This window comes from Janthinobacterium sp. (assembly GCF_031995485.1).
In the GTDB taxonomy this organism is placed as follows: Bacteria; Pseudomonadota; Gammaproteobacteria; order Burkholderiales; family Burkholderiaceae_D; genus Janthinobacterium.
On record NZ_DAMAGB010000007.1, the window covers coordinates 35,420 to 53,218 of the forward strand.

General features: G+C 62.9%; 19 protein-coding genes. 4 read left to right on the forward strand and 15 right to left on the reverse strand.

Annotation, left to right across the window (positions count from 1 at the left end):
* Positions 1 to 50: 50 nt before the first annotated feature.
* Both clpA and clpS read right to left on the reverse strand, forming a co-directional pair.
* A complete protein-coding gene (gene clpA / locus RTQ46_RS07200) occupies positions 51 to 2,357 on the reverse strand; it encodes an ATP-dependent Clp protease ATP-binding subunit ClpA (protein ID WP_312435535.1) in 2,307 nt (768 codons plus the stop codon).
* Positions 2,354 to 2,656, reverse strand: coding sequence for an ATP-dependent Clp protease adapter ClpS (clpS, locus tag RTQ46_RS07205; RefSeq protein WP_065306728.1), 303 nt, complete (start codon positions 2,654 to 2,656; stop codon positions 2,354 to 2,356). Before clpS ends, clpA begins: the two co-directional genes overlap by 4 nt.
* A 321-nt stretch (positions 2,657 to 2,977) precedes the next feature.
* Here clpS and RTQ46_RS07210 point away from each other — a divergent pair, with 321 nt between their 5' ends.
* Positions 2,978 to 3,181 (forward strand): cold-shock protein, encoded by a 204-nt coding sequence (locus RTQ46_RS07210; protein ID WP_008446468.1) that lies wholly within the window; start codon positions 2,978 to 2,980, stop codon positions 3,179 to 3,181.
* A gap of 62 nt (positions 3,182 to 3,243) precedes the next feature.
* On the opposite strand, the gene icd is transcribed toward RTQ46_RS07210, so the two are convergent.
* Entirely contained in the window at positions 3,244 to 4,497 is a 1,254-nt protein-coding gene (gene icd / locus RTQ46_RS07215; RefSeq protein ID WP_312435544.1) for an NADP-dependent isocitrate dehydrogenase, read from the reverse strand.
* Between the two features lie 189 nt (positions 4,498 to 4,686).
* Here icd and RTQ46_RS07220 point away from each other — a divergent pair, with 189 nt between their 5' ends.
* Both RTQ46_RS07220 and RTQ46_RS07225 read left to right on the forward strand, forming a co-directional pair.
* Positions 4,687 to 5,250: a pseudouridine synthase gene (locus RTQ46_RS07220; protein ID WP_312435545.1), complete on the forward strand. Its 564-nt coding sequence runs from the start codon at positions 4,687 to 4,689 to the stop codon at positions 5,248 to 5,250.
* A gap of 79 nt (positions 5,251 to 5,329) precedes the next feature.
* On the forward strand, positions 5,330 to 5,782 hold the full coding sequence (locus RTQ46_RS07225; RefSeq protein ID WP_312435546.1) for a DUF192 domain-containing protein: 453 nt from the start codon (positions 5,330 to 5,332) through the stop codon (positions 5,780 to 5,782).
* 87 nt (positions 5,783 to 5,869) lie between these two features.
* Here the strand turns inward: RTQ46_RS07225 and rpsT are convergent, their stop codons facing one another.
* Positions 5,870 to 6,136 (reverse strand): 30S ribosomal protein S20, encoded by a 267-nt coding sequence (gene rpsT / locus RTQ46_RS07230; protein ID WP_010395935.1) that lies wholly within the window; start codon positions 6,134 to 6,136, stop codon positions 5,870 to 5,872.
* Between the two features lie 297 nt (positions 6,137 to 6,433).
* On the opposite strand from rpsT, the gene murJ reads away from it, so the two are divergent.
* Positions 6,434 to 7,981: a murein biosynthesis integral membrane protein MurJ gene (murJ, locus tag RTQ46_RS07235; RefSeq protein ID WP_312435548.1), complete on the forward strand. Its 1,548-nt coding sequence runs from the start codon at positions 6,434 to 6,436 to the stop codon at positions 7,979 to 7,981.
* A 153-nt stretch (positions 7,982 to 8,134) separates the two neighbouring features.
* Here the strand turns inward: murJ and RTQ46_RS07240 are convergent, their stop codons facing one another.
* The 11 genes from RTQ46_RS07240 to RTQ46_RS07290 all read right to left on the reverse strand — a co-directional run bounded on the left by RTQ46_RS07240 (position 8,135) and on the right by RTQ46_RS07290 (position 17,769).
* Positions 8,135 to 8,635 carry an FxDxF family PEP-CTERM protein gene (locus RTQ46_RS07240; RefSeq protein ID WP_312435550.1) on the reverse strand — a complete coding sequence of 167 codons (501 nt, stop codon included), beginning with the start codon at positions 8,633 to 8,635 and terminating at the stop codon, positions 8,135 to 8,137.
* Between the two features lie 308 nt (positions 8,636 to 8,943).
* A complete protein-coding gene (locus tag RTQ46_RS07245; protein ID WP_312435552.1) occupies positions 8,944 to 9,492 on the reverse strand; it encodes a type II secretion system protein in 549 nt (182 codons plus the stop codon).
* 2 nt (positions 9,493 to 9,494) lie between these two features.
* A complete protein-coding gene (locus RTQ46_RS07250) occupies positions 9,495 to 9,884 on the reverse strand; it encodes a prepilin-type N-terminal cleavage/methylation domain-containing protein (protein WP_312435553.1) in 390 nt (129 codons plus the stop codon).
* A gap of 3 nt (positions 9,885 to 9,887) precedes the next feature.
* Positions 9,888 to 10,382 carry a type II secretion system protein gene (locus tag RTQ46_RS07255; RefSeq protein WP_312435554.1) on the reverse strand — a complete coding sequence of 165 codons (495 nt, stop codon included), beginning with the start codon at positions 10,380 to 10,382 and terminating at the stop codon, positions 9,888 to 9,890.
* Complete coding sequence (locus tag RTQ46_RS07260) at positions 10,379 to 12,448, reverse strand: secretin N-terminal domain-containing protein (protein ID WP_312435555.1); 2,070 nt, start codon at positions 12,446 to 12,448, stop codon at positions 10,379 to 10,381. The genes RTQ46_RS07255 and RTQ46_RS07260 overlap by 4 nt, the downstream gene beginning before the upstream one ends.
* Positions 12,448 to 12,978 carry a hypothetical protein gene (locus RTQ46_RS07265; RefSeq protein ID WP_312435556.1) on the reverse strand — a complete coding sequence of 177 codons (531 nt, stop codon included), beginning with the start codon at positions 12,976 to 12,978 and terminating at the stop codon, positions 12,448 to 12,450. Before RTQ46_RS07265 ends, RTQ46_RS07260 begins: the two co-directional genes overlap by 1 nt.
* A complete protein-coding gene (locus RTQ46_RS07270) occupies positions 12,975 to 13,550 on the reverse strand; it encodes a hypothetical protein (RefSeq protein WP_312435557.1) in 576 nt (191 codons plus the stop codon). The genes RTQ46_RS07265 and RTQ46_RS07270 overlap by 4 nt, the downstream gene beginning before the upstream one ends.
* On the reverse strand, positions 13,547 to 14,095 hold the full coding sequence (locus RTQ46_RS07275) for a hypothetical protein (protein ID WP_312435558.1): 549 nt from the start codon (positions 14,093 to 14,095) through the stop codon (positions 13,547 to 13,549). The genes RTQ46_RS07270 and RTQ46_RS07275 overlap by 4 nt, the downstream gene beginning before the upstream one ends.
* Positions 14,092 to 14,871, reverse strand: coding sequence for a hypothetical protein (locus tag RTQ46_RS07280; protein ID WP_312435559.1), 780 nt, complete (start codon positions 14,869 to 14,871; stop codon positions 14,092 to 14,094). The genes RTQ46_RS07275 and RTQ46_RS07280 overlap by 4 nt, the downstream gene beginning before the upstream one ends.
* On the reverse strand, positions 14,864 to 16,567 hold the full coding sequence (locus tag RTQ46_RS07285; protein WP_312435560.1) for a GspE/PulE family protein: 1,704 nt from the start codon (positions 16,565 to 16,567) through the stop codon (positions 14,864 to 14,866). The genes RTQ46_RS07280 and RTQ46_RS07285 overlap by 8 nt, the downstream gene beginning before the upstream one ends.
* Complete coding sequence (locus RTQ46_RS07290) at positions 16,564 to 17,769, reverse strand: type II secretion system F family protein (protein WP_312435561.1); 1,206 nt, start codon at positions 17,767 to 17,769, stop codon at positions 16,564 to 16,566. The genes RTQ46_RS07285 and RTQ46_RS07290 overlap by 4 nt, the downstream gene beginning before the upstream one ends.
* Positions 17,770 to 17,799: the final 30 nt, after the last annotated feature.

The following is a 17,799-nucleotide window of genomic DNA, read 5'->3' on the forward strand; positions in this document are numbered from 1 at the left end:
AAAACCCGCGCCACTTGCGTGGGCGGGTTTTCTGAAGAGCTCGACAGCGATTACTCCACTTCGACCGTCTCCGGTGCTGCCGTCGGCGCCGCATCGGGCGGTTCCGGGAACTCCAGCAGGACCTGGTCCTTGTCGTCGAGGTCGACCGTGACACGCCCGCCGGTGACCAGGCGGCCGAACAGCAGTTCGTCGGCCAGCGCCTTGCGGATCATGTCCTGGATCAGGCGCGACATCGGACGCGCGCCCATCAGCGGATCGAAACCTTTCTTGCCCAGGAAGGCACGCAGCTTCTCGGTAAACACGGCTTCGACTTTTTTCTCGTGCAGCTGCTCTTCCAGCTGCATCAGGAACTTGTCGACCACGCGCAGGATGATTTCCTGGTCCAGCGCGCGGAAGCTGATGGTGGCATCGATACGGTTGCGGAACTCCGGCGTAAACATGCGCTTGATGTCGGCCATCTCGTCGCCTGCCTGCTTGGAATTGGTGAAGCCGATCGAAGCCTTCTGCAAACTCTCCGCGCCCGCATTGGTGGTCATGATGATGATCACGTTGCGGAAATCGGCTTTGCGGCCGTTGTTGTCCGTCAGGGTGCCGTGGTCCATCACCTGCAGCAGGATATTGAAAATGTCCGGATGGGCTTTTTCAATTTCATCGAGCAGCAGCACCGCATGCGGCTTCTTGGTGATCGCTTCGGTCAGCAGGCCGCCCTGGTCGAAACCGACGTAGCCCGGTGGCGCACCGATCAGGCGCGACACGGCATGGCGCTCCATGTACTCCGACATGTCGAAACGGATCAGCTCGATGCCGAGGATGAACGCCAGTTGCTTGGCCACCTCGGTCTTGCCGACGCCGGTCGGACCGGAGAACAGGAACGAGCCGATCGGCTTGTCCGTCTTGCCCAGACCTGCGCGCGCCATCTTGATGGCCGAGGCCAGCGCTTCGATGGCCGGGTCTTGCCCGAACACCACGTTGCGCAGGTCGCGGTCGATGGTTTGCAGCTTGCTGCGGTCGTCCTGGTTGACCGTTTGCGGCGGAATCCGGGCGATCTTGGCAATGATGTCTTCGATCTCGCTCTTGCCGATGGTCTTTTTCTGCTTCGACTTCGGCAGGATGCGCTGTGCCGCACCCGCTTCATCGATGACATCGATCGCCTTGTCGGGCAGATGGCGGTCGTTGATGAAGCGCGCCGCCAGTTCGGCCGCCGTCGACAGTGCCGACTGCGAGTATTTCACGCCGTGATGCTCTTCGAAGCGCGATTTGAGGCCGCGCAGGATCTGCACGGTCTGCTCGACGGTCGGCTCGTTGACGTCCACTTTCTGGAAGCGGCGGCTCAGGGCATGGTCTTTTTCGAACACGCCGCGGAATTCCGTGTAGGTGGTCGCACCAATGCATTTGAGCTGGCCGTTCGCCAGTGCCGGTTTCAGCAGGTTGGACGCGTCCAGCGTGCCGCCCGAAGCCGAGCCCGCACCGATAATGGTGTGGATCTCGTCGATGAACAGGATGCCGTGCGGATTGTCCTTCAGCTGTTTCAGCACGGCTTTCAGGCGCTGCTCGAAATCGCCGCGGTATTTGGTACCGGCCAGCAGGGCGCCCATGTCCAGCGAATACACGACGGCATTCTGCAGGATTTCCGGCACGTCATTCTGCGTGATGCGGTAGGCCAGGCCTTCGGCGATCGCCGTCTTGCCCACGCCTGCCTCGCCCACCAGCAGCGGGTTGTTCTTGCGGCGGCGGCACAGGATCTGGATCACGCGGTCGACTTCGTCCTCGCGTCCGATCAGCGGGTCGATCTTGCCTTCGGCAGCGGCCTTGTTCAGGTTTTGCGTGAACTGGTCGAGCGGGCTTTCCTTCGGCTGTCCTTCGGCGCCAGGCGCACCCTCTTCCACGCCTTCCGACGCTTTCGCGCTTTCCGTGGTCTGGTCCTTGCGTACGCCGTGCGAGATGAAGTTGACCACGTCCAGGCGGGTCACGCCCTGCTGGTGCAGGTAGTAGACCGCATGCGAGTCCTTTTCGCCGAAGATCGCCACCAGCACGTTGGCGCCGGTGACTTCCTTCTTGCCATTCGATGCCGACTGAACGTGCATGATGGCGCGCTGGATCACGCGCTGGAAACCGAGCGTTGGCTGGGTGTCGACCTCGCCCGTGCCAGGCACGGTCGGCGTGTTATCGCCAATGAAGTTGGTGAGCGTCTTGCGCAGGTCTTCAATATTGACCGCGCAGGCGCGCAACACCTCGGCTGCGGAGGGATTGTCCAGCAGTGCCAGCAGTAAATGCTCCACCGTGATGAATTCATGCCGTGCCTGCCGAGCTTCGACAAACGCCATGTGCAAACTTACTTCTAATTCCTGCGCAATCATACTTCCTCCATCACGCACTGCAGGGGATGCCCCGCCTTGCGCGCATGCGTTAAAACGAACTCCACTTTGGTACACGCTATATCTTTAGAGAACACGCCGCACACTCCTTTGCCGTAGCGGTGAACACTGAGCATGATTTGCGTCGCCGTTTCACGGTCCTTGTTGAAATACTCCTGAATGACGGCCACCACGAATTCCATGGGGGTGTAATCGTCATTGAGCAAGGCCACCTGATAGAGCGGCGGCGGCTTGAGGGCTTGCCGCTCCAGCAGGGCTTCTGTGTCGTGCTTGGTTGCCATACGCTTATTCTAATGCTTTCACAGTGGTTGTCATGCGCAATATCTGCGCGTTTCCAATTGTTTTCAATCTTACGCGTTTTCTCACTCCTGCGCAGATGGCGACCTTGCGGCGAAAATCAAGAGTTGCTTTTTTGGTCGCCGTGAAGAATTTGTCAAGATGAATGGAAAAGCGCTTGACTTCAATATTTATTCCGCCAACAATGCTGTATCGACTGTTGCAGTAATGTACAGCTTGATAAGAAGTGAGACGTCGAGGAGGGGGCAAGAAGCTTCTTGCTTTTATGGCTCGTGTGATTAGTGTTAATTTTGAAAGTTCTTTTTATGGCAACAGGTACAGTTAAGTGGTTCAATGATTCCAAAGGCTTTGGCTTCATCACTCCAGATGATGGCGGCGAAGATTTGTTTGCTCATTTCTCCGCAATCAACATGAACGGTTTCAAGACCCTCAAAGAAGGTCAAAAAGTTCAATTCGAAGTCACGCAAGGCCCTAAAGGCAAGCAAGCTTCCAACATCCAGTCCGCCTAAGCTTCTTCGGCCCTCAGATGTGAAAAACCCCGTTTCGAACGGGGTTTTTTTTCGCCTCGCGCTTACATATTCTCGATCATCACGTCGCCAAAACCCGAGCACGACACCTGCGTCGCGTCTTCCATCAGGCGCGCAAAGTCGTACGTGACGCGTTTCGAGGCGATCGCCTTTTGCATCGCGTCGAGTATCAGGTCGGCCGCCTCGACCCAGCCCATATGGCGCAGCATCATTTCCGCCGACAAAATCAAGGAGCCGGGGTTGACGATATCCTTGCCCGCGTACTTCGGCGCCGTGCCGTGCGTTGCCTCGAACATGGCCACCGAATCGGACAGGTTGCCGCCCGGCGCGATGCCGATGCCGCCCACCTGGGCCGACAGCGCGTCCGAGATATAGTCGCCGTTCAGGTTCAGCGTGGCAATCACGCTGTATTCAACCGGACGCAGCAGGATCTGCTGCAGGAACGAATCGGCAATCGAATCCTTGACCGTGATGTCGCGCCCCGTCTTCGGATTTTTGAACTTGCACCACGGTCCGCCATCGATCAGTTCGGCGCCGAATTCCTTTTGCGCCAGCGCATAGGCCCAGTCGCGGAAGCCGCCTTCCGTAAACTTCATGATGTTGCCTTTGTGAACGATCGTCACGGACGGCTTGTCATTGTCGATCGCATACTGCAGCGCCTTGCGCACCAGGCGTTCGGTGCCTTCGACCGACACCGGCTTGATGCCGATGCCCGAGGTGTCCGGGAAACGGATCTTGGTCGCGCCCATTTCATTGACCAGGAAATCGATCAGCTTTTTCGCCTCGTCGGTGCCCTGCGCATATTCGATGCCGGCATAGATGTCTTCCGAGTTTTCGCGGAAGATCACCATCGACGTCTTTTCCGGCGCCTTCAATGGCGACGGCACGCCCTTGAAATAGCGCACCGGGCGCAGGCAGACGTACAGGTCGAGCTGCTGGCGCAGCGCCACGTTGAGCGAACGCATGCCGCCGCCGACCGGCGTGGTCAGCGGACCCTTGATCGACACCAGATACTCTTGCACCACGGCCAGCGTTTCGGCCGGCAGCCAGGTGTCCATGCCGTACACGCGGGTGGCTTTTTCGCCCGCAAAAACTTCCATCCAGTGGATCTTGCGCGCGCCGCCATACGCCTTGGCCACTGCCGCATCGACCACCTTGATCATCACCGGCGTGATATCGCTGCCCGTGCCATCGCCTTCGATAAAGGGGATGATGGGCTGATCGGGCACGTTCAGCGAACAATCGGCGTTGACGGTGATTTTTTGTCCGTCAGCAGGTACTGTAATATGTTGGTACATCAAAAATCTCCGAATGGACTGCGATGGCAGAGTTGGCAACAGCAAGACCGAAGGGAAGGCAGCAGGACCCTATCTGTCTTCTATAAGATACAAGACGCGCGTTTCTTATTATGCACCACTATGTTACACGGCGTCACGCATTCACCCGCGCAATGCCCGCAGCAACCTCTTTTGCATCAAGATAACACCATGCCCCTGATCCTCTTCAACAAACCATTCCAGGTCCTGTGCCAGTTCTCGCCACAGGATGGCCGCCTTACCCTGGCTGACCATGTCGCCATTCCCGGCGTCTATCCGGCCGGCCGGCTCGACGCCGATAGCGAAGGCCTGCTGCTGCTGACCGACGACGGCCAGCTGCAGCACGCCATCAGCCACCCCGACCGCAAGGAAGCGAAGACCTATCTGGTACAGGTCGAGGGCGTGCCCGACGCGGCCAGCCTGGCGCGCCTGCAGGCGCCGCTGGACCTGGGCGACTTCGTCACCAAACCGTGCAAGGCCGTGCAGATCGCCGAGCCGGACTGGCTGTGGCCACGCAACCCGCCGATCCGCGCGCGGGCTGACCAGCCCACCTCGTGGCTGGCGATTACCCTGAAAGAGGGCAAAAACCGCCAGGTACGGCGCATGACGGCGGCCGTCGGCCTGCCCACCCTGCGCCTGGTACGCAGCAGCATCGGCCCGTTTTCCCTGTCCAGCCATCCCTTGATGCCGGGCGAATGGTGCGAAGTGCCGGCCGGCGCGCTTGTGCGCAAATAAGACAGATGGCAAGACAGGCGCCTTGACGGTTGAGCTCGCTGCATGGCCTAATCGCCGCTCCACCGCTACCGCCTTGCACATGAAAACTTTCCTGATCCGCAGCAGCCTGGCCCTGGCGATGACAGTACCGTCGCTTGCCGTCCAGGCGCAGAACCCGCCCCTGAAAACCGTGCAATTATCGGCCGGCACGCACCTGATCAAGGCCGAAGTGGCGGCCACGGAAGACCAGCGAGAACAGGGGCTGATGTACCGCGACAGCATGGCCGTCAACGGCGGCATGCTGTTCGTGTTCGGCGCATCGGCCACGCAATGCATGTGGATGAAGAATACGGCGCTGCCGCTGTCGGTGGCGTTTCTCGATGCAAGCGGGCGCATCGTCAATATCGAAGACATGCAGCCGCAAACACTCGACAGCCACTGCTCGACCCGGCTGGTGCCGGTGCGCTATGCGCTGGAAATGAACCTGGGCTGGTTCCGGTTGCGCAATATCAAGCCCGGCATGGCGATAGGCAACCTGCCCTTGCCGAAATAAGCAGGCGAACGCGAAAAAACCCGCCAGACCAGGTCTGCGGGTTTTTGCTTGTCATCCAATGCCAGCATGCTGGCATGCGGGTGAGTATTAAGCGGACAGTGCTTTCAGAGCAGCTGCCAGACGGCTCTTGTGGCGAGCTGCCTTGTTTTTGTGAATGATCTTCTTGTCGGCGATACGGTCGATGGTCGACACGGAAGCCTGGAAGATTGCAGCAGCAGCTGCCTTGTCACCGCCCTGGATCGCTTTGCGAGCAGCTTTGATAGCTGTGCGCAAGGTCGAACGCTGGGACGAATTGTGTGCGTTTTGCTTAACTGCTTGACGAGCGCGTTTGCGCGCTTGTGCGGTATTTGCCATGGAATTTCCTAAAACAGGGTCAAAGTGCGTTTGCAAACATTAGTGTTTGCCAACCGGTGCGTTCTGTGCGTCTGCCGAACCATGTGTGCCAAACCAGTGCCTGTCAAACATTAGTGTCTGCGTAACAGAATTCTGTACAGCCTTCGATTATAACGATATTTTTCGGCGAGGGCAATTCAAAAAACCAGCAATCGCGCCCCCGGGTGGCAAAATTGACCATGGCACGGGGAGATTTTGCATGATTATTACGACATGTTAATCGTTTGCGGGGGCCCTGCCCAGCTATAATCTGCCCCCATGAACTTGCTCAGAACCCTCGCCGCCATTTCCAGCATGACCATGCTGTCCCGAGTCACCGGTTTATTGCGCGAGAGTCTGTTCGCGCGCGCCTTTGGCGCCGGCGCCTACACCGACGCCTTTATCGTGGCCTTCCGCATCCCCAACCTGCTGCGCCGCCTGTTTGCCGAAGGCGCGTTCTCGCAGGCCTTCGTGCCGATCCTGTCCGAATACAAGAACCAGCACGGCCAGGAGGCCAGCAAGCAGCTGGCCGACCATGTGGCCACCACGCTGGTCTGGGCCACCCTGCTGGTGTCGGCCGTCGGCATCATCGGCGCACCGTGGTTCGTGTATGCGATCGCCACCGGCCTGTCGAAGGACCCTGGCGCGTTTGACGCGGCCGTGTGGATGACGCGTTTGATGTTCCCTTATATCAGTTGCATGTCGTTCGTGGCGCTGGCCGGCGGCATCCTGAACACCTGGCGCGAATTCAAGATACCCGCGTTTACTCCTGTATTGTTGAACCTGTCGTTTATCGCCGCTTCGCTGTTCCTGGCGCCGCACCTGGCGCAGCCCATCTATGCCATGGCCATTGCCGTGTTCGTTGGCGGCCTGCTGCAGGTGGCGATCCAGATCCCGGCGCTGGTGAAAATCGGCATGCTGCCGCGCCTGTCGATCAATCCGGCCATTGGCCTCTCGGACGGCGGCGTGCGGCGCGTGCTGAAAAAGATGGGACCGGCCGTCTTTGCCGTCTCGGCCGCGCAGATCAGCCTGATGATCAATACCAGCATCGCCTCGCGCCTGGCCGAGGGCAGCATTTCCTGGCTGTCCTACGCCGACCGACTGATGGAATTCCCGACCGCCATGCTGGGCGTGGCGCTGGGTACCATCTTGCTGCCGAGCTTGTCGAAAGCCAATGTCGATGGCGACAAGACCGAATACTCGGCCCTGCTGGACTGGGGCCTGCGCCTGACCTTTCTGCTGGCCCTGCCGGCCGCCGTCGGCATGGCGACGCTGGCCACGCCGCTGATCGCCACCCTCTTCCACTACGGCAAATTCACGGCCGAATCGGTGACCATGTCGACCCAGCCGCTGGTGGCCTACAGCCTGGGCCTGATCGGCATCATCCTGGTGAAAACCCTGGCGCCAGCGTTTTATGCGCGCCAGGATATCCGCACCCCCGTCAAGATCGCCATCGGCGTGCTGATCGCCACGCAGTTGATGAACCTGCTGTTCGTGCCGTATATCGCGGTGGCCGGCCTGGCGCTGTCGATCGGCCTGGGCGCCTGCCTGAACGCCAGCTTTTTGTACTGGGGCTTGCGCAAACGCGGCATCTATACGCCCAAGCCGGGCTGGCTGGTGTTTTTCCTGCGCCTGCTGCCGGCGCTGGCCGTGATGGGCGGCGTGGCGGCGTATGGCGCCACGCGCATCGACTGGATCGCCATGCAGGCCCATCCGCTGCTGCGGGCCGGTACGCTGGGCTTGCTGATCTGCGTGTGCGGCGTCGCCTATTTCGGTACGTTGCTGTTGGCCGGCTTCCGCTTCCGCGATTTCAAGCGCACGGCCTGACGACGGCGCAGACGAAAAAAAGGCCATGTCGCCACCATGAAAGAAGATTGCTGATCGGTTAGAACCCAGCAACGTCAGAACGTTTCCACATTTTTCGCTGGCATGGACCAAAAAAAACCCGCCTCGGCGGGTTTTTCATTTACTGCCTGAAATTCAGGCAGATTTTTTTGCGCGGCGGCGTGCCGCGGCGCCAACCAGCGCCAGGCCGGCGAGCATCATGCCATAGGTTTCTGGTTCAGGTACTGGCAGGGCCGATACCGAAGCCGTGTATTGCACGTTCTTGGTGGCGGTAACGCCCGTAATGTGCACAGCATAGGAGCCGGCGGCCAAGTCACCAACCCAGCTCAGGCTTTGGCTCGATGCTGTGCTCGACAGATCCAGATTGCCGTGACCAATCAGAACACCGGTGAAACCGGTGATCGCACCGATAGGCGCAGAGAACGTCTGCCAGGCGCCGAACGATGCCGACGACGGTGCCAGCAGTTCAAAGAACCAGGTGTCATCGATGCTCGTGCCGCTGTTGGCGAACTTGGTGGAAAAACCCGACAGGGTATCAGGATCGGCCGGATCCAGCAGGCCCAGGGTGTGATCGACAGCCATTGCGTTAAACGATGCTGCTGCCATGATGCCAGCAGCGATAAATTTCAATTTCATGATGGTTATCCCTTAAAAGTAATTTTTGGCTGCTATGCGCTGGCCACCAAGTAGTACAGGAAGTACTGAATAGAATGATAGCATAATTGCACGGAAATACTTAAGAATTACTTATAAATATTTTATCTAAGTTTCAAAAGATGAAATTATTTTTTTTAGAAAACAGTTGCACAATATACTTGTTTCTGAGGAAGAACAATTGCCGGGTTCGCTAGCGATTTTCGGGTCAAAAAGAGCGTTTACGAGCCGATTTGGTCCGTTGGCTCATCAATTGCGGTGTCGTGAGGTGATTCTTGCGGTGGGGAAATTTAGCGTGGAAACAACACTGGCGGTACAGTTAATTCATCTTTTTGTCGTTGCTGTCCGGCACTGACAGGATGGGCAACCTGGACCGACTGCATAAATTGCCAGTCAGACAAGTGTGACTTGTCTTCGAAGCCCTTGAAGCGCGCTTCAAAGTTACCTACTTTCAACGGCTGCATTTGTGAAAGGCTATGTACACCGATGATGCGATTGCTGCCTGGCTGATACAGCAGGCCCCACTCCGCACGGCCGGTGACGGGATCGGTATACAGTTTGCGCAGATGACGGCGCAACTGCGGCACGCGCGCGTCGCGCAAGAGTGCTGCCAGGCTGTCCGGCTGCTGCGGCTGGCCCGGCGGTGTGGCGGCGGCATAACTATATAGGGCGTCGGAAAACTGGGCACCGATATCGAGCAGTTCCTGCTCGGCGATCTGGCGCTGCAACAGCGAACCCATCTTCAAGCCAGCCGCCCCCACCAGGCCCAGAATGGCCACCAAGATAATCAACCCCAGATAAGTAAAGCCGCTCTGACGGCCCTGTCCCTTGTGCATCATGGTTACCAGTCGGCAAATGGCGTCCCGCTGCGATCCTTGCCGGGTGCGCCGCTTTTCACGTCATATACCTGGCCCGGTGTGTCGTCAGGCGGCGGCACGGTCAGCCAGCTGGCATCGCTGTCGGTGATCGGATCGATAGGCATGGCGCGCAGGTATTTTTTCTCCACCAGTTGCTCGATGGAATCAGGATAGCGCCCCGTGTCGCCATGGAACTGATCGATGGTGGCGCGCAGATTGCGCAGGTTGTCAGCCAGCACGGTTTCCTTTGCCTTGTCGAGACTGGGGAAATAACGTGGCACGGCCAGCGTCAGCAGCAACGCAACGATGCCAAGCACCACCAGCAACTCGATCAGGGTAAAACCGCGCGGTAATTTTGGCTGATCGTCAGTCATGGTTCACCATTTCCGGTATGGCACATTGTTCAGCCCCATCTTGTTCGAGGTGGAATACACATCATAGACATCGTCGCCTTCGCGCGGATCATCGGCCTCGCTGGCATAGCTGCGCTTGCCCCAGGTTTGCGCATCGGCCAGGCCGGGGTCGCGGTTGAACGGGTCGCGCGGCACGCGGCGCAGGAAATAGATCTTGCTGCGCTTGGGATTGCGCTGGTCCGGCACGCCTTCGACCAGCAGTTCCAGGCTTTTCGGATAACCGCTGGCGTCTGGCGCGCGCAGCAGGCGACCTTCGTCGCCGGCCCGCTTGTATGCATCCAGCGCCTGGCGTATGTCGCGCAGGCCGCGCCGCAGTTCCTGCTCCTGGCGCCGCTGCAGCGTTACCTGGGTGACAGGCACGACCAGCGTGCCCAGCACGCCGAGGATGGCCAGGGTCACCAGCAGCTCGATCAGCGTAAATCCCCGCCAGCGCCCCGGCCATGCGCTCGCCACGGTCATTTTCGCGGCGGCACCACCGGCACCGGCTGGCCCGAGGACAGCGGCAGGGGCGACACCGGCATCGGCGCCGGCTGGCCCGACGACAAGGGCAGCGGCTCGGCCGCCGGCATGTCGGGTTGCGGCGTGACCTCGGGCGCCGGCACGGTCTGCGGCACGGTTTGTGGCACGGTTTGTGGCACGGTTTGTGGCACGGTTTGCGGCAACGCCTGCGGCACGGCTCCCGGCACCATCATCGGCTGCACCGGCGCAGGCTGCAAGCCCACCGCAGGCGGGCCGGAACGCACGATCACCGAGCCCGGCATCTGCGTGCTGGCCTTGGGCGTCATGTCGGGACGGCGCCGGAAGCTGCCTTCGGTGCCGGCCGAAAATTCCGACTCCTTCGCTTCCGGGCGCTGCACCGTGCGCACCAGGTGCGGCGTGACCGACAGCACGATCTCGGTTTTCTGGCTGTCGTCCTTGCTGCTGCCGAACAGACGGCCCAGCAGGGGAATATCGCCCAGGCCCGGCACCTTGTTGCCGGAACTGCGCTCTTCATTGTTGATCAGGCCCGCCAGCACCTGGTTCTCGCCATCTTTCAACTGCAGCATGGTCGACGCCTGGCGCGTGCCGATCTGGTACAGCGTCGAGCCGGTCTTGGTGATGGTGGCCGCGCCCAGGTTGCTCACTTCCAGCGAGATGCGGATGCCCACTTCATTGTTCAGGTAGATGGTCGGCTCGACGTTGACCGTCAGGCCCACGTCCAGGTAGCTGATCGACTCGGATGCGAAGCCGCCCGTGCCCGGCGAAATGGTGGTGGTAATCACGGGCACCTTGTCGCCGATGACGAACTTGGCTTTTTCGCGGTTGCGCACGCGGATGCGGGGATTGGCCAGGATATTGGCGTCGCCGTCGGTCTTGTTGGCATTCGCCGTGACGGACAGGTTGTTGATGCCGATGGTGCGCTGGTTCAGATTGTTCAGGTCCGAAATGGTCAGCCCCATGCCGCCCGAGGTGCTCAGCGGCGACAGGGTCAGGCTCGACGGCCAGGCCACGCCCAGTTCGAGCAGGCGGCTGCGCTTGACTTCGAGGATTTCCAGTTCCAGCACCACTTCGGCCTCGGGCACGTCCTGCACCGCGATCAGGCGTTCGGCCAGCCGGATCGCCTCGGGCGTGTCGCGCACGATCACCAGGTTGAGCTTTTCATCGGCCACCACGTCGCGCGTCTTGAGGATGGTTTTGAGCGTATTGGCCACCTGCTTGGCGTCGGCATTGGCCAGGAAAAACGTCTTGACCAGCACTTCCTGGTACTCCCTGAGCTTGGCGGCCACGTTCGGGTAGATCAGGATGGTGTTCGCATCCATCACTTCCTGCTCCAGCTGGTTCGTCACCAGCAGGAAATAGACCGCCGATTCCACCGTGCTGTTCTTCAGGAAAATCGAGGTTTTCGCATCGGCCTTGACGTCCTTGTCGAACACGAAATTGAGGCCGGAGCGGCGCGCGATCAGCTCGAACACCTGCTTCAGTGGCGCGTCGCGAAACTCAATCGTGATCGGCTGCTTGTACGACCTGGCCAGGCCCGACTCGGCCACCGCCGGCGCCGTCCTGTCATTGACCGCGCGCAGCAGTTCGCGCGCCCCGGGATGCGCCGGCTGCTCGGCCAGGATGGCGTTCAGGCGCTGGCGCGCCGGGTCGTAGCGCTTGGCCATGGCGTCGGCCTGCGCCTCGGCCAGCAGCTTGCCCAGCCGCTGTTCGCGCTCGAGCGCACGCAGGCCGGCATTGGCCCGTTCATTTTGCGCGTCCACTTCCAGCACCGCGGCGAAGGCCTGGCGCGCGGCGTCGGGCTGGCCAGATGCCGCCAGGCGCTCGGCCTGCTGCAGCCCGCCACTGGTGGCACGCTCGCGCGCCTGCAGATAGGCGCTGCGGTATTGTGCATTGCCGGGATCCTGCTGCAGGGCTTCCTGCAGTTTTTGCAGGCCGGCCGGCACCTGGTTTTGCGCGATCAGCTCGCGGCCGTCGCGATACGCCATCTGCCCGGCGCAGCCGGCCAGCAGCAGCAACAGAGCGGCGGTGGGTAGGGAACGGTGCATTACTCGGTTACTCCAATGTTGAGCTGCTGGACCTGATTCAAAGGCAGGTAGTTGATGGTCATCACGGGCGGGGCGATGGCCACCACGCGGTAGGCGCCATCGATCACGGTATTGGCGCGCACGATATAGGTCTTGTCGGCGCGCGACAAAAACACTTCCCAGGTGCCCTCGGCGGCAGCCTTGCCCAGGTAGACGAAAGGCAGTGGCGGGGCCATCGGCGGCGGCGGTGGCGGCGGCTCCACGGGAGCGGCAACCACCGGCGGCGGCGTCCAGTTCTGGCTCTGGAAGACGGTATCGGCAGCGCCAAAGGTGTCGCCGTCTTCGCCGGCGACCTGGGCACGCGGCAACAGGGCCAGGATCACCGGCGGCGGCGCTTGCGGCTTGCCGGCCGGCCGCGCCTTGCGGGCTTCCGGCGCCACGGCGCGCTCGACTGCTTCGGCCACCTCCGGCACGGGAGCGCGCTCGCCGAACAGCAGCAGCGCGCCGGCGCCCAGCAGGCCGGCCAGCATCAGCAGATGGCGGCGCGTCATGGCGCGCTCGCTGCGGCAGGCACCGCATCGGACAAATAAAACGTCAGGCGCAGGCGCGCTTCGAGCCGGGCGTCGGCGACCTGCTCGCGGCGGAAACTCAGTTCGTCCAGCGACGCGAACGGCACCGCGCGCAGCGCCTGCAGCGCGAAGTGCCAGACCGACTGGTAACTGCCCTTCAAGGGCAGCGTCACCTGGTAGGTGGAGACCCGGCTGGCCTTGTCGTAGCTGCTCTTGTATTCACCTTGCGCCAGCACCAGTCCGTTCTTTGCCGCCAGGTCGAACAGCAGCCTGACCTGCTGCTCGGCGTAGCGCGGCTGGCCCAACACGCCATAAAACAGGGCCAGATTGTCGCTGGCGGTGGCCGCTGGCGCACGCACCACCATCGCCGCCACCGGCGCCGGCGGCAAGGCACGCGCTTCGAGCTGCGCCGCCAGCGCGCGCTGCTGCCAGGCCCAGCCCCAGGCCAGCAGGCCGGATACCAGCAGCAGCACGGCCACGCAGGCCGGTGCGCCGATGCGGCGCAGCAGCAGCTCGGCGCGCAGCCGCAGCGCATCGATCCGCCAGGCGCTCATGGCGTGCTCCAATGCGCTTCGACCTGGAAGCGCAATGGCTTGTTGGGATCGAGTTCGTTAATTTCATGGCGCAGCAATTGCACGCCGGCGCCGAACAGCTCCTGCTGTTTCAACTGCGCGACATAGTCGATCATGGCATCGCTGCTCCTGGTTTCCGCGGTGATTTTCAGCAACTGCTTGCGCGCGTCCGGTTCCAGCGCCAGCAGCGCGACGGAAGGCGGCGTGGCAGTGGCCAGCGCATCCTGCAGGTCGCGCCACGGCAGGTTCAATTGCGCAATGGCCGCGTTGACGGCGGCCGCCTGCGCCGGCGCGACCGGCACCTGCGCCACCGGTTCCGGCGCCCGCATGCTGGCGGCCACGCGCAACTGGGCGCGCTGCAGCTGCGCCTCGCGCACGCGCTGGCGTTCCAGCGCGGCGCTGCCGGCACAGGCGGCCGTCACGCACAGCACCACTCCGGCCATGCCGGCCAGCCAGGCCCATGTTGGCACGCGATGCAGGCTGCGGCGCCAGCCCGGCGGGGCGAAATCGATGTCGAGACGCGTCATGCGAGATCCCCGCCATGCTGGAAAACGCTGCACACCAGGCTGCCGGCCGCCGGCGGCGCCAGCCAGGCCGGCGGCGCTGCGCCGCACAGCTGCAGCAAGCCCGGTGCGGATACGCCATGCAGCAGCGCTTCGCGTGCCACCGCCTGCTCCAGCCACTGGCGCGGCGCGCCCTGCGGCACGCTGATCGCGCGCACGGCCTGCAGCCGGCCCTGGTGCAGCACGCCCAGCGTCAGCATCTGTTCCTGCAGCTGGCCGAACCACGCGCCCGGCTTGAGCGCGCCCTGCCAGCGATTCCAGCTGGCGACAAACTGCGGCACCATGGCAATGATGGCCAGCCCGCCACCGGCGGCAGCGCGCGTGACCTGCGCCAGCAGCGCGCGCGGCACGGCGCAAAAAAACGGCGCATCCGCGCGCCAGGCGCGGCTGGTCTGCCACAGGTCCGGCGCATCGCCGTACAGCGCTTGAAAACGCAGGGCGGCGGCGGCCTCGATATCGGCCAGGCTGGCGGCGCCTTGCGGCAAGGCCACCGGCCACAGGCGCGACAGTGCATCGTCGAGCACGACCGTCACTGGCCAGCCTGCGTAATCCCGGGCTGCGAACAGCTGCGCCAGCGCCTTGCCGATGGCGGCAAACTCGCCGTGCAGGCCGCTGTCGGGCACAAACAGCTGCTGGCCCAGCGGCGTGCCGGCCCGCGTGCGCCAACCGCCGGTGCACGCCAGGTGCACCGCGTCCGGCGCGACACGCAGCTGCAGGGTTTGTCCAGGGCGTCTACGCATGCAGGGTCACCCTCTTGATTTCAGTGATGGTGGTGGCGCCGCGCCTGACCAGTTCCAGCGCCGCCAGGCGCAGGCTGCGCGTGCCGTTGGCATGCGCCGCCGCCTTGATCTGGCGTATCGGCTTCTTGTCGACGATCATCTCGCGGATTTCGTCCGTCAGCACCAGGATCTCGGCGATCGAGCGGCGTCCCTTGTAGCCGGTGCCGCGGCAGTCGCCGCAGCCCTTGCCCTGCCGGAACTGGTAGTCCTGCACATCGGCGCGCGCCAGGCCCACGCTGGCCAGCTCGGCGTCGTCGGGCGTGTGCTCGATGGCGCAGTGGGGGCAATTGGTGCGGATCAGGCGCTGCGCCCAGATGCCGTTCAGGGCCGACACGAAGGCATACGGGTCGATGCCCATGTGGGTGAAGCGGCCAAACACGTCGAACACATTATTCGCATGCACGGTGGTGAGCACCAGGTGGCCCGTCAGCGCCGACTGCACCGCGATTTCCGCCGTTTCGCGGTCGCGGATCTCGCCCACCATGATCTTGTCCGGATCGTGGCGCAGGATCGAGCGCAGTCCCTTGGCAAAGGTCAGGCCCTTTTTTTCGTTGACGGGGATCTGCAGGATGCCGGGCAGCTGGTACTCGACCGGATCCTCGATGGTGATGATCTTTTCGCGTCCGTTGTGGATTTCCGTCAGCGCTGCATACAGGGTGGTGGTCTTGCCCGAACCGGTGGGACCGGTGACAAGCAGCATGCCGTATGCTTCCTGCGCCAGCGCGCGCAGCGCCACCAGTGACGGCGAGTCGAAGCCCAGCGCTTCGAGCGTCAGCGCGCCATAGGCTTCGATCATGGCGCGCTTGTCGAGAATGCGGATGACGGCGTCTTCGCCATGGATGCTGGGCATGATGGAAACGCGCAGGTCGATTTCGCGACCGCCCGACTCGACCCGGAAACTGCCATCCTGCGGCACGCGCCGTTCGGCGATGTCGAGTTCGGCCAGCACCTTCAGGCGCGAGATGATGTGCTCGGCCACTTCGATGCCATTGACGGACGTGGCGTGATCGAGCACGCCGTCGACGCGGTACTTGACGGCCAGGCCGCCGGCCGTGCTTTCCAGGTGGATGTCGGAGGCGCCTGCCTTGAGCGCGTCGTACAGGGTCGAATTGACCAGCTTGACCGCGGGGCTGGCCGCTTCCGAGACGCTGGCGAACGACAGCACGGCGGCTGTCTTGCCGTCGCGCCGCGCATCGCTGGCGGCGCCCGGCAGCAGGCTGTCGACGGCGCGCGCCGACTCTTCCTGCTTCGACAGATAGGCGCTGATATCGGCTTGCAGCGCCAGGTGCATGGCCAGTTGACCATGGCTGGCGCCGCCCTGCCCCGCGCGCGCGGCGAGCCAGGTTTGCAGGTCCAGGTCGAACGGGTCGGCGATCACGCCGGCCAGCCGGCCGTCGCCATCGCGCAGCAGCACGCTGTGGCGCGACAGTGCCTGCGACAGCGGCAGCAGATCAAAGGCGGGCGCCAGCGCCAGCATGTCGGCCGTTTCCAGCACCAGCAGGCCGAACGGGCGCGCCAGCTCGCGCACCACCTCGCGCGCGTCGATGCCGCTCAGCGCCTGCAGCTCCTCGACCAGGCTGCGCCGCGATTGCGCGCTCAGCGCGCGGGCGCGCAGCAGCAGCGCAGGATCGATGGTGACGGTCGTCGTCGCGGTCATGAAATATCGCCGGCCAGGTCGAAGATGGGCATGTACAGCAGGATCACGATGGCGCCCACCACCAGGCCGATGGCGGCCATCAGCAATGGTTCGAAGGTGCGCGTGAAGCGCTCGATCCAGCGGCTGATTTCGCCATCGTAAAAGGCCGCCGATTGCGTCAGCATGGGCCCCATGTCGCCCGTGCGTTCGCCCACGCGCAGCATGCGCAGCGAGATCGGCGTGGTCAGCTGGTGGCGCTCGAACGCCGAGGACAGCGGCTGGCCCGCCTCGACGTCGGCACGCGCCTGCTGCAGCGAGGCCTGCATGCGCGGCGACACCATCGCCTGCACGGTGGAAATGGCCTGCACGATGGTGATGCCGCCTTCCGCCAGCATGCCCAGCGTCAGGTACAGGCGCGACAATTCATAGACGCGCACGCGTTCGCCGATCCCGGGCAAGGCCGCCAGCAGACGCGCCACGCCGCCGTTGCGCAGCACGCGGCGCAAGGCCGACACCAGCAGCATGCCTGCCAGCGCCAGGCCGCCCAGCAGCAGCATGCCGTGCGCGGTCACGAACTGGCCCCAGCTGAGCATGACCTGCGACATCCACGGCAGGTTGCGCCCCGCCCCCTGGTACACCTCGGCAAAGCGCGGCACCACATAGCTGATCAGGAACAGGCTGACGCCGCCGCCGACGGCCAGCAGGATGGCCGGATAGATGGCGGCGCTGACCAGCTTGCTTCGCACCACGTCGATGCGCTGCTGGTAATCGATATAGCGCGACAAGGCGCGCGGCAGGTCGCTGGTGCCTTCGGCCGCCTTGACGATGCCGATATACAGCGGTGGAAACAGCTCGGCCTGCTCGCCCAGCACGGCGGAAAATCGCTTTCCTTCGCGCAATCCTTCGAGCAGGCGCGTGAGCACGCTGCGGGTGGCGGGCGCCGCTTCCTTTTCCAGCAGGGCTTCCAGCGCCTCGACAATGCCCAGACCCGCAGTGAGCAGCGCCAGCAGTTCCTGGCTGAACAGCAGCAGTGGCAAAGCCCTGGCGCGCTGGCGCCCGGCCGCGCTGAACGGCGTGGCGCGCAGCGGCCGGATGGCGCTGACGAACAGGCCGCGCGCTTCGGCCTGGCGGCGGGCATCGCTTTCGTCGCGGCCGTCGATCACGCAGGTAACCAGGCTGGTCACGGCATGGTCGGTGGACAGGGCGCGCACTTCAAACTGCATGATGGGCTATCCGGAAAACAGCGAGCGGTG

Bases quoted from the DNA above. Each gene is read 5' to 3' on its own strand.
- RTQ46_RS07260 (WP_312435555.1), bottom strand. From the start codon at position 12,448: ATGCACCGTTCCCTACCCACCGCCGCTCTGTTGCTGCTGCTGGCCGGC.
- RTQ46_RS07220 (WP_312435545.1), top strand. From the start codon at position 4,687: ATGCCCCTGATCCTCTTCAACAAACCATTCCAGGTCCTGTGCCAGTTC.
- RTQ46_RS07225 (WP_312435546.1), top strand. From the start codon at position 5,330: ATGAAAACTTTCCTGATCCGCAGCAGCCTGGCCCTGGCGATGACAGTA.
- RTQ46_RS07270 (WP_312435557.1), bottom strand. From the start codon at position 13,550: ATGAGCGCCTGGCGGATCGATGCGCTGCGGCTGCGCGCCGAGCTGCTG.
- RTQ46_RS07285 (WP_312435560.1), bottom strand. From the start codon at position 16,567: ATGACCGCGACGACGACCGTCACCATCGATCCTGCGCTGCTGCTGCGC.
- clpS (WP_065306728.1), bottom strand. From the start codon at position 2,656: ATGGCAACCAAGCACGACACAGAAGCCCTGCTGGAGCGGCAAGCCCTC.
- RTQ46_RS07250 (WP_312435553.1), bottom strand. From the start codon at position 9,884: ATGACTGACGATCAGCCAAAATTACCGCGCGGTTTTACCCTGATCGAG.
- RTQ46_RS07275 (WP_312435558.1), bottom strand. From the start codon at position 14,095: ATGACGCGTCTCGACATCGATTTCGCCCCGCCGGGCTGGCGCCGCAGC.
- RTQ46_RS07265 (WP_312435556.1), bottom strand. From the start codon at position 12,978: ATGACGCGCCGCCATCTGCTGATGCTGGCCGGCCTGCTGGGCGCCGGC.
- RTQ46_RS07280 (WP_312435559.1), bottom strand. From the start codon at position 14,871: ATGCGTAGACGCCCTGGACAAACCCTGCAGCTGCGTGTCGCGCCGGAC.
- clpA (WP_312435535.1), bottom strand. From the start codon at position 2,357: ATGATTGCGCAGGAATTAGAAGTAAGTTTGCACATGGCGTTTGTCGAA.
- icd (WP_312435544.1), bottom strand. From the start codon at position 4,497: ATGTACCAACATATTACAGTACCTGCTGACGGACAAAAAATCACCGTC.
- RTQ46_RS07245 (WP_312435552.1), bottom strand. From the start codon at position 9,492: ATGATGCACAAGGGACAGGGCCGTCAGAGCGGCTTTACTTATCTGGGG.
- RTQ46_RS07210 (WP_008446468.1), top strand. From the start codon at position 2,978: ATGGCAACAGGTACAGTTAAGTGGTTCAATGATTCCAAAGGCTTTGGC.
- RTQ46_RS07290 (WP_312435561.1), bottom strand. From the start codon at position 17,769: ATGCAGTTTGAAGTGCGCGCCCTGTCCACCGACCATGCCGTGACCAGC.
- murJ (WP_312435548.1), top strand. From the start codon at position 6,434: ATGAACTTGCTCAGAACCCTCGCCGCCATTTCCAGCATGACCATGCTG.
- RTQ46_RS07255 (WP_312435554.1), bottom strand. From the start codon at position 10,382: ATGACCGTGGCGAGCGCATGGCCGGGGCGCTGGCGGGGATTTACGCTG.
- RTQ46_RS07240 (WP_312435550.1), bottom strand. From the start codon at position 8,635: ATGAAATTGAAATTTATCGCTGCTGGCATCATGGCAGCAGCATCGTTT.
- rpsT (WP_010395935.1), bottom strand. From the start codon at position 6,136: ATGGCAAATACCGCACAAGCGCGCAAACGCGCTCGTCAAGCAGTTAAG.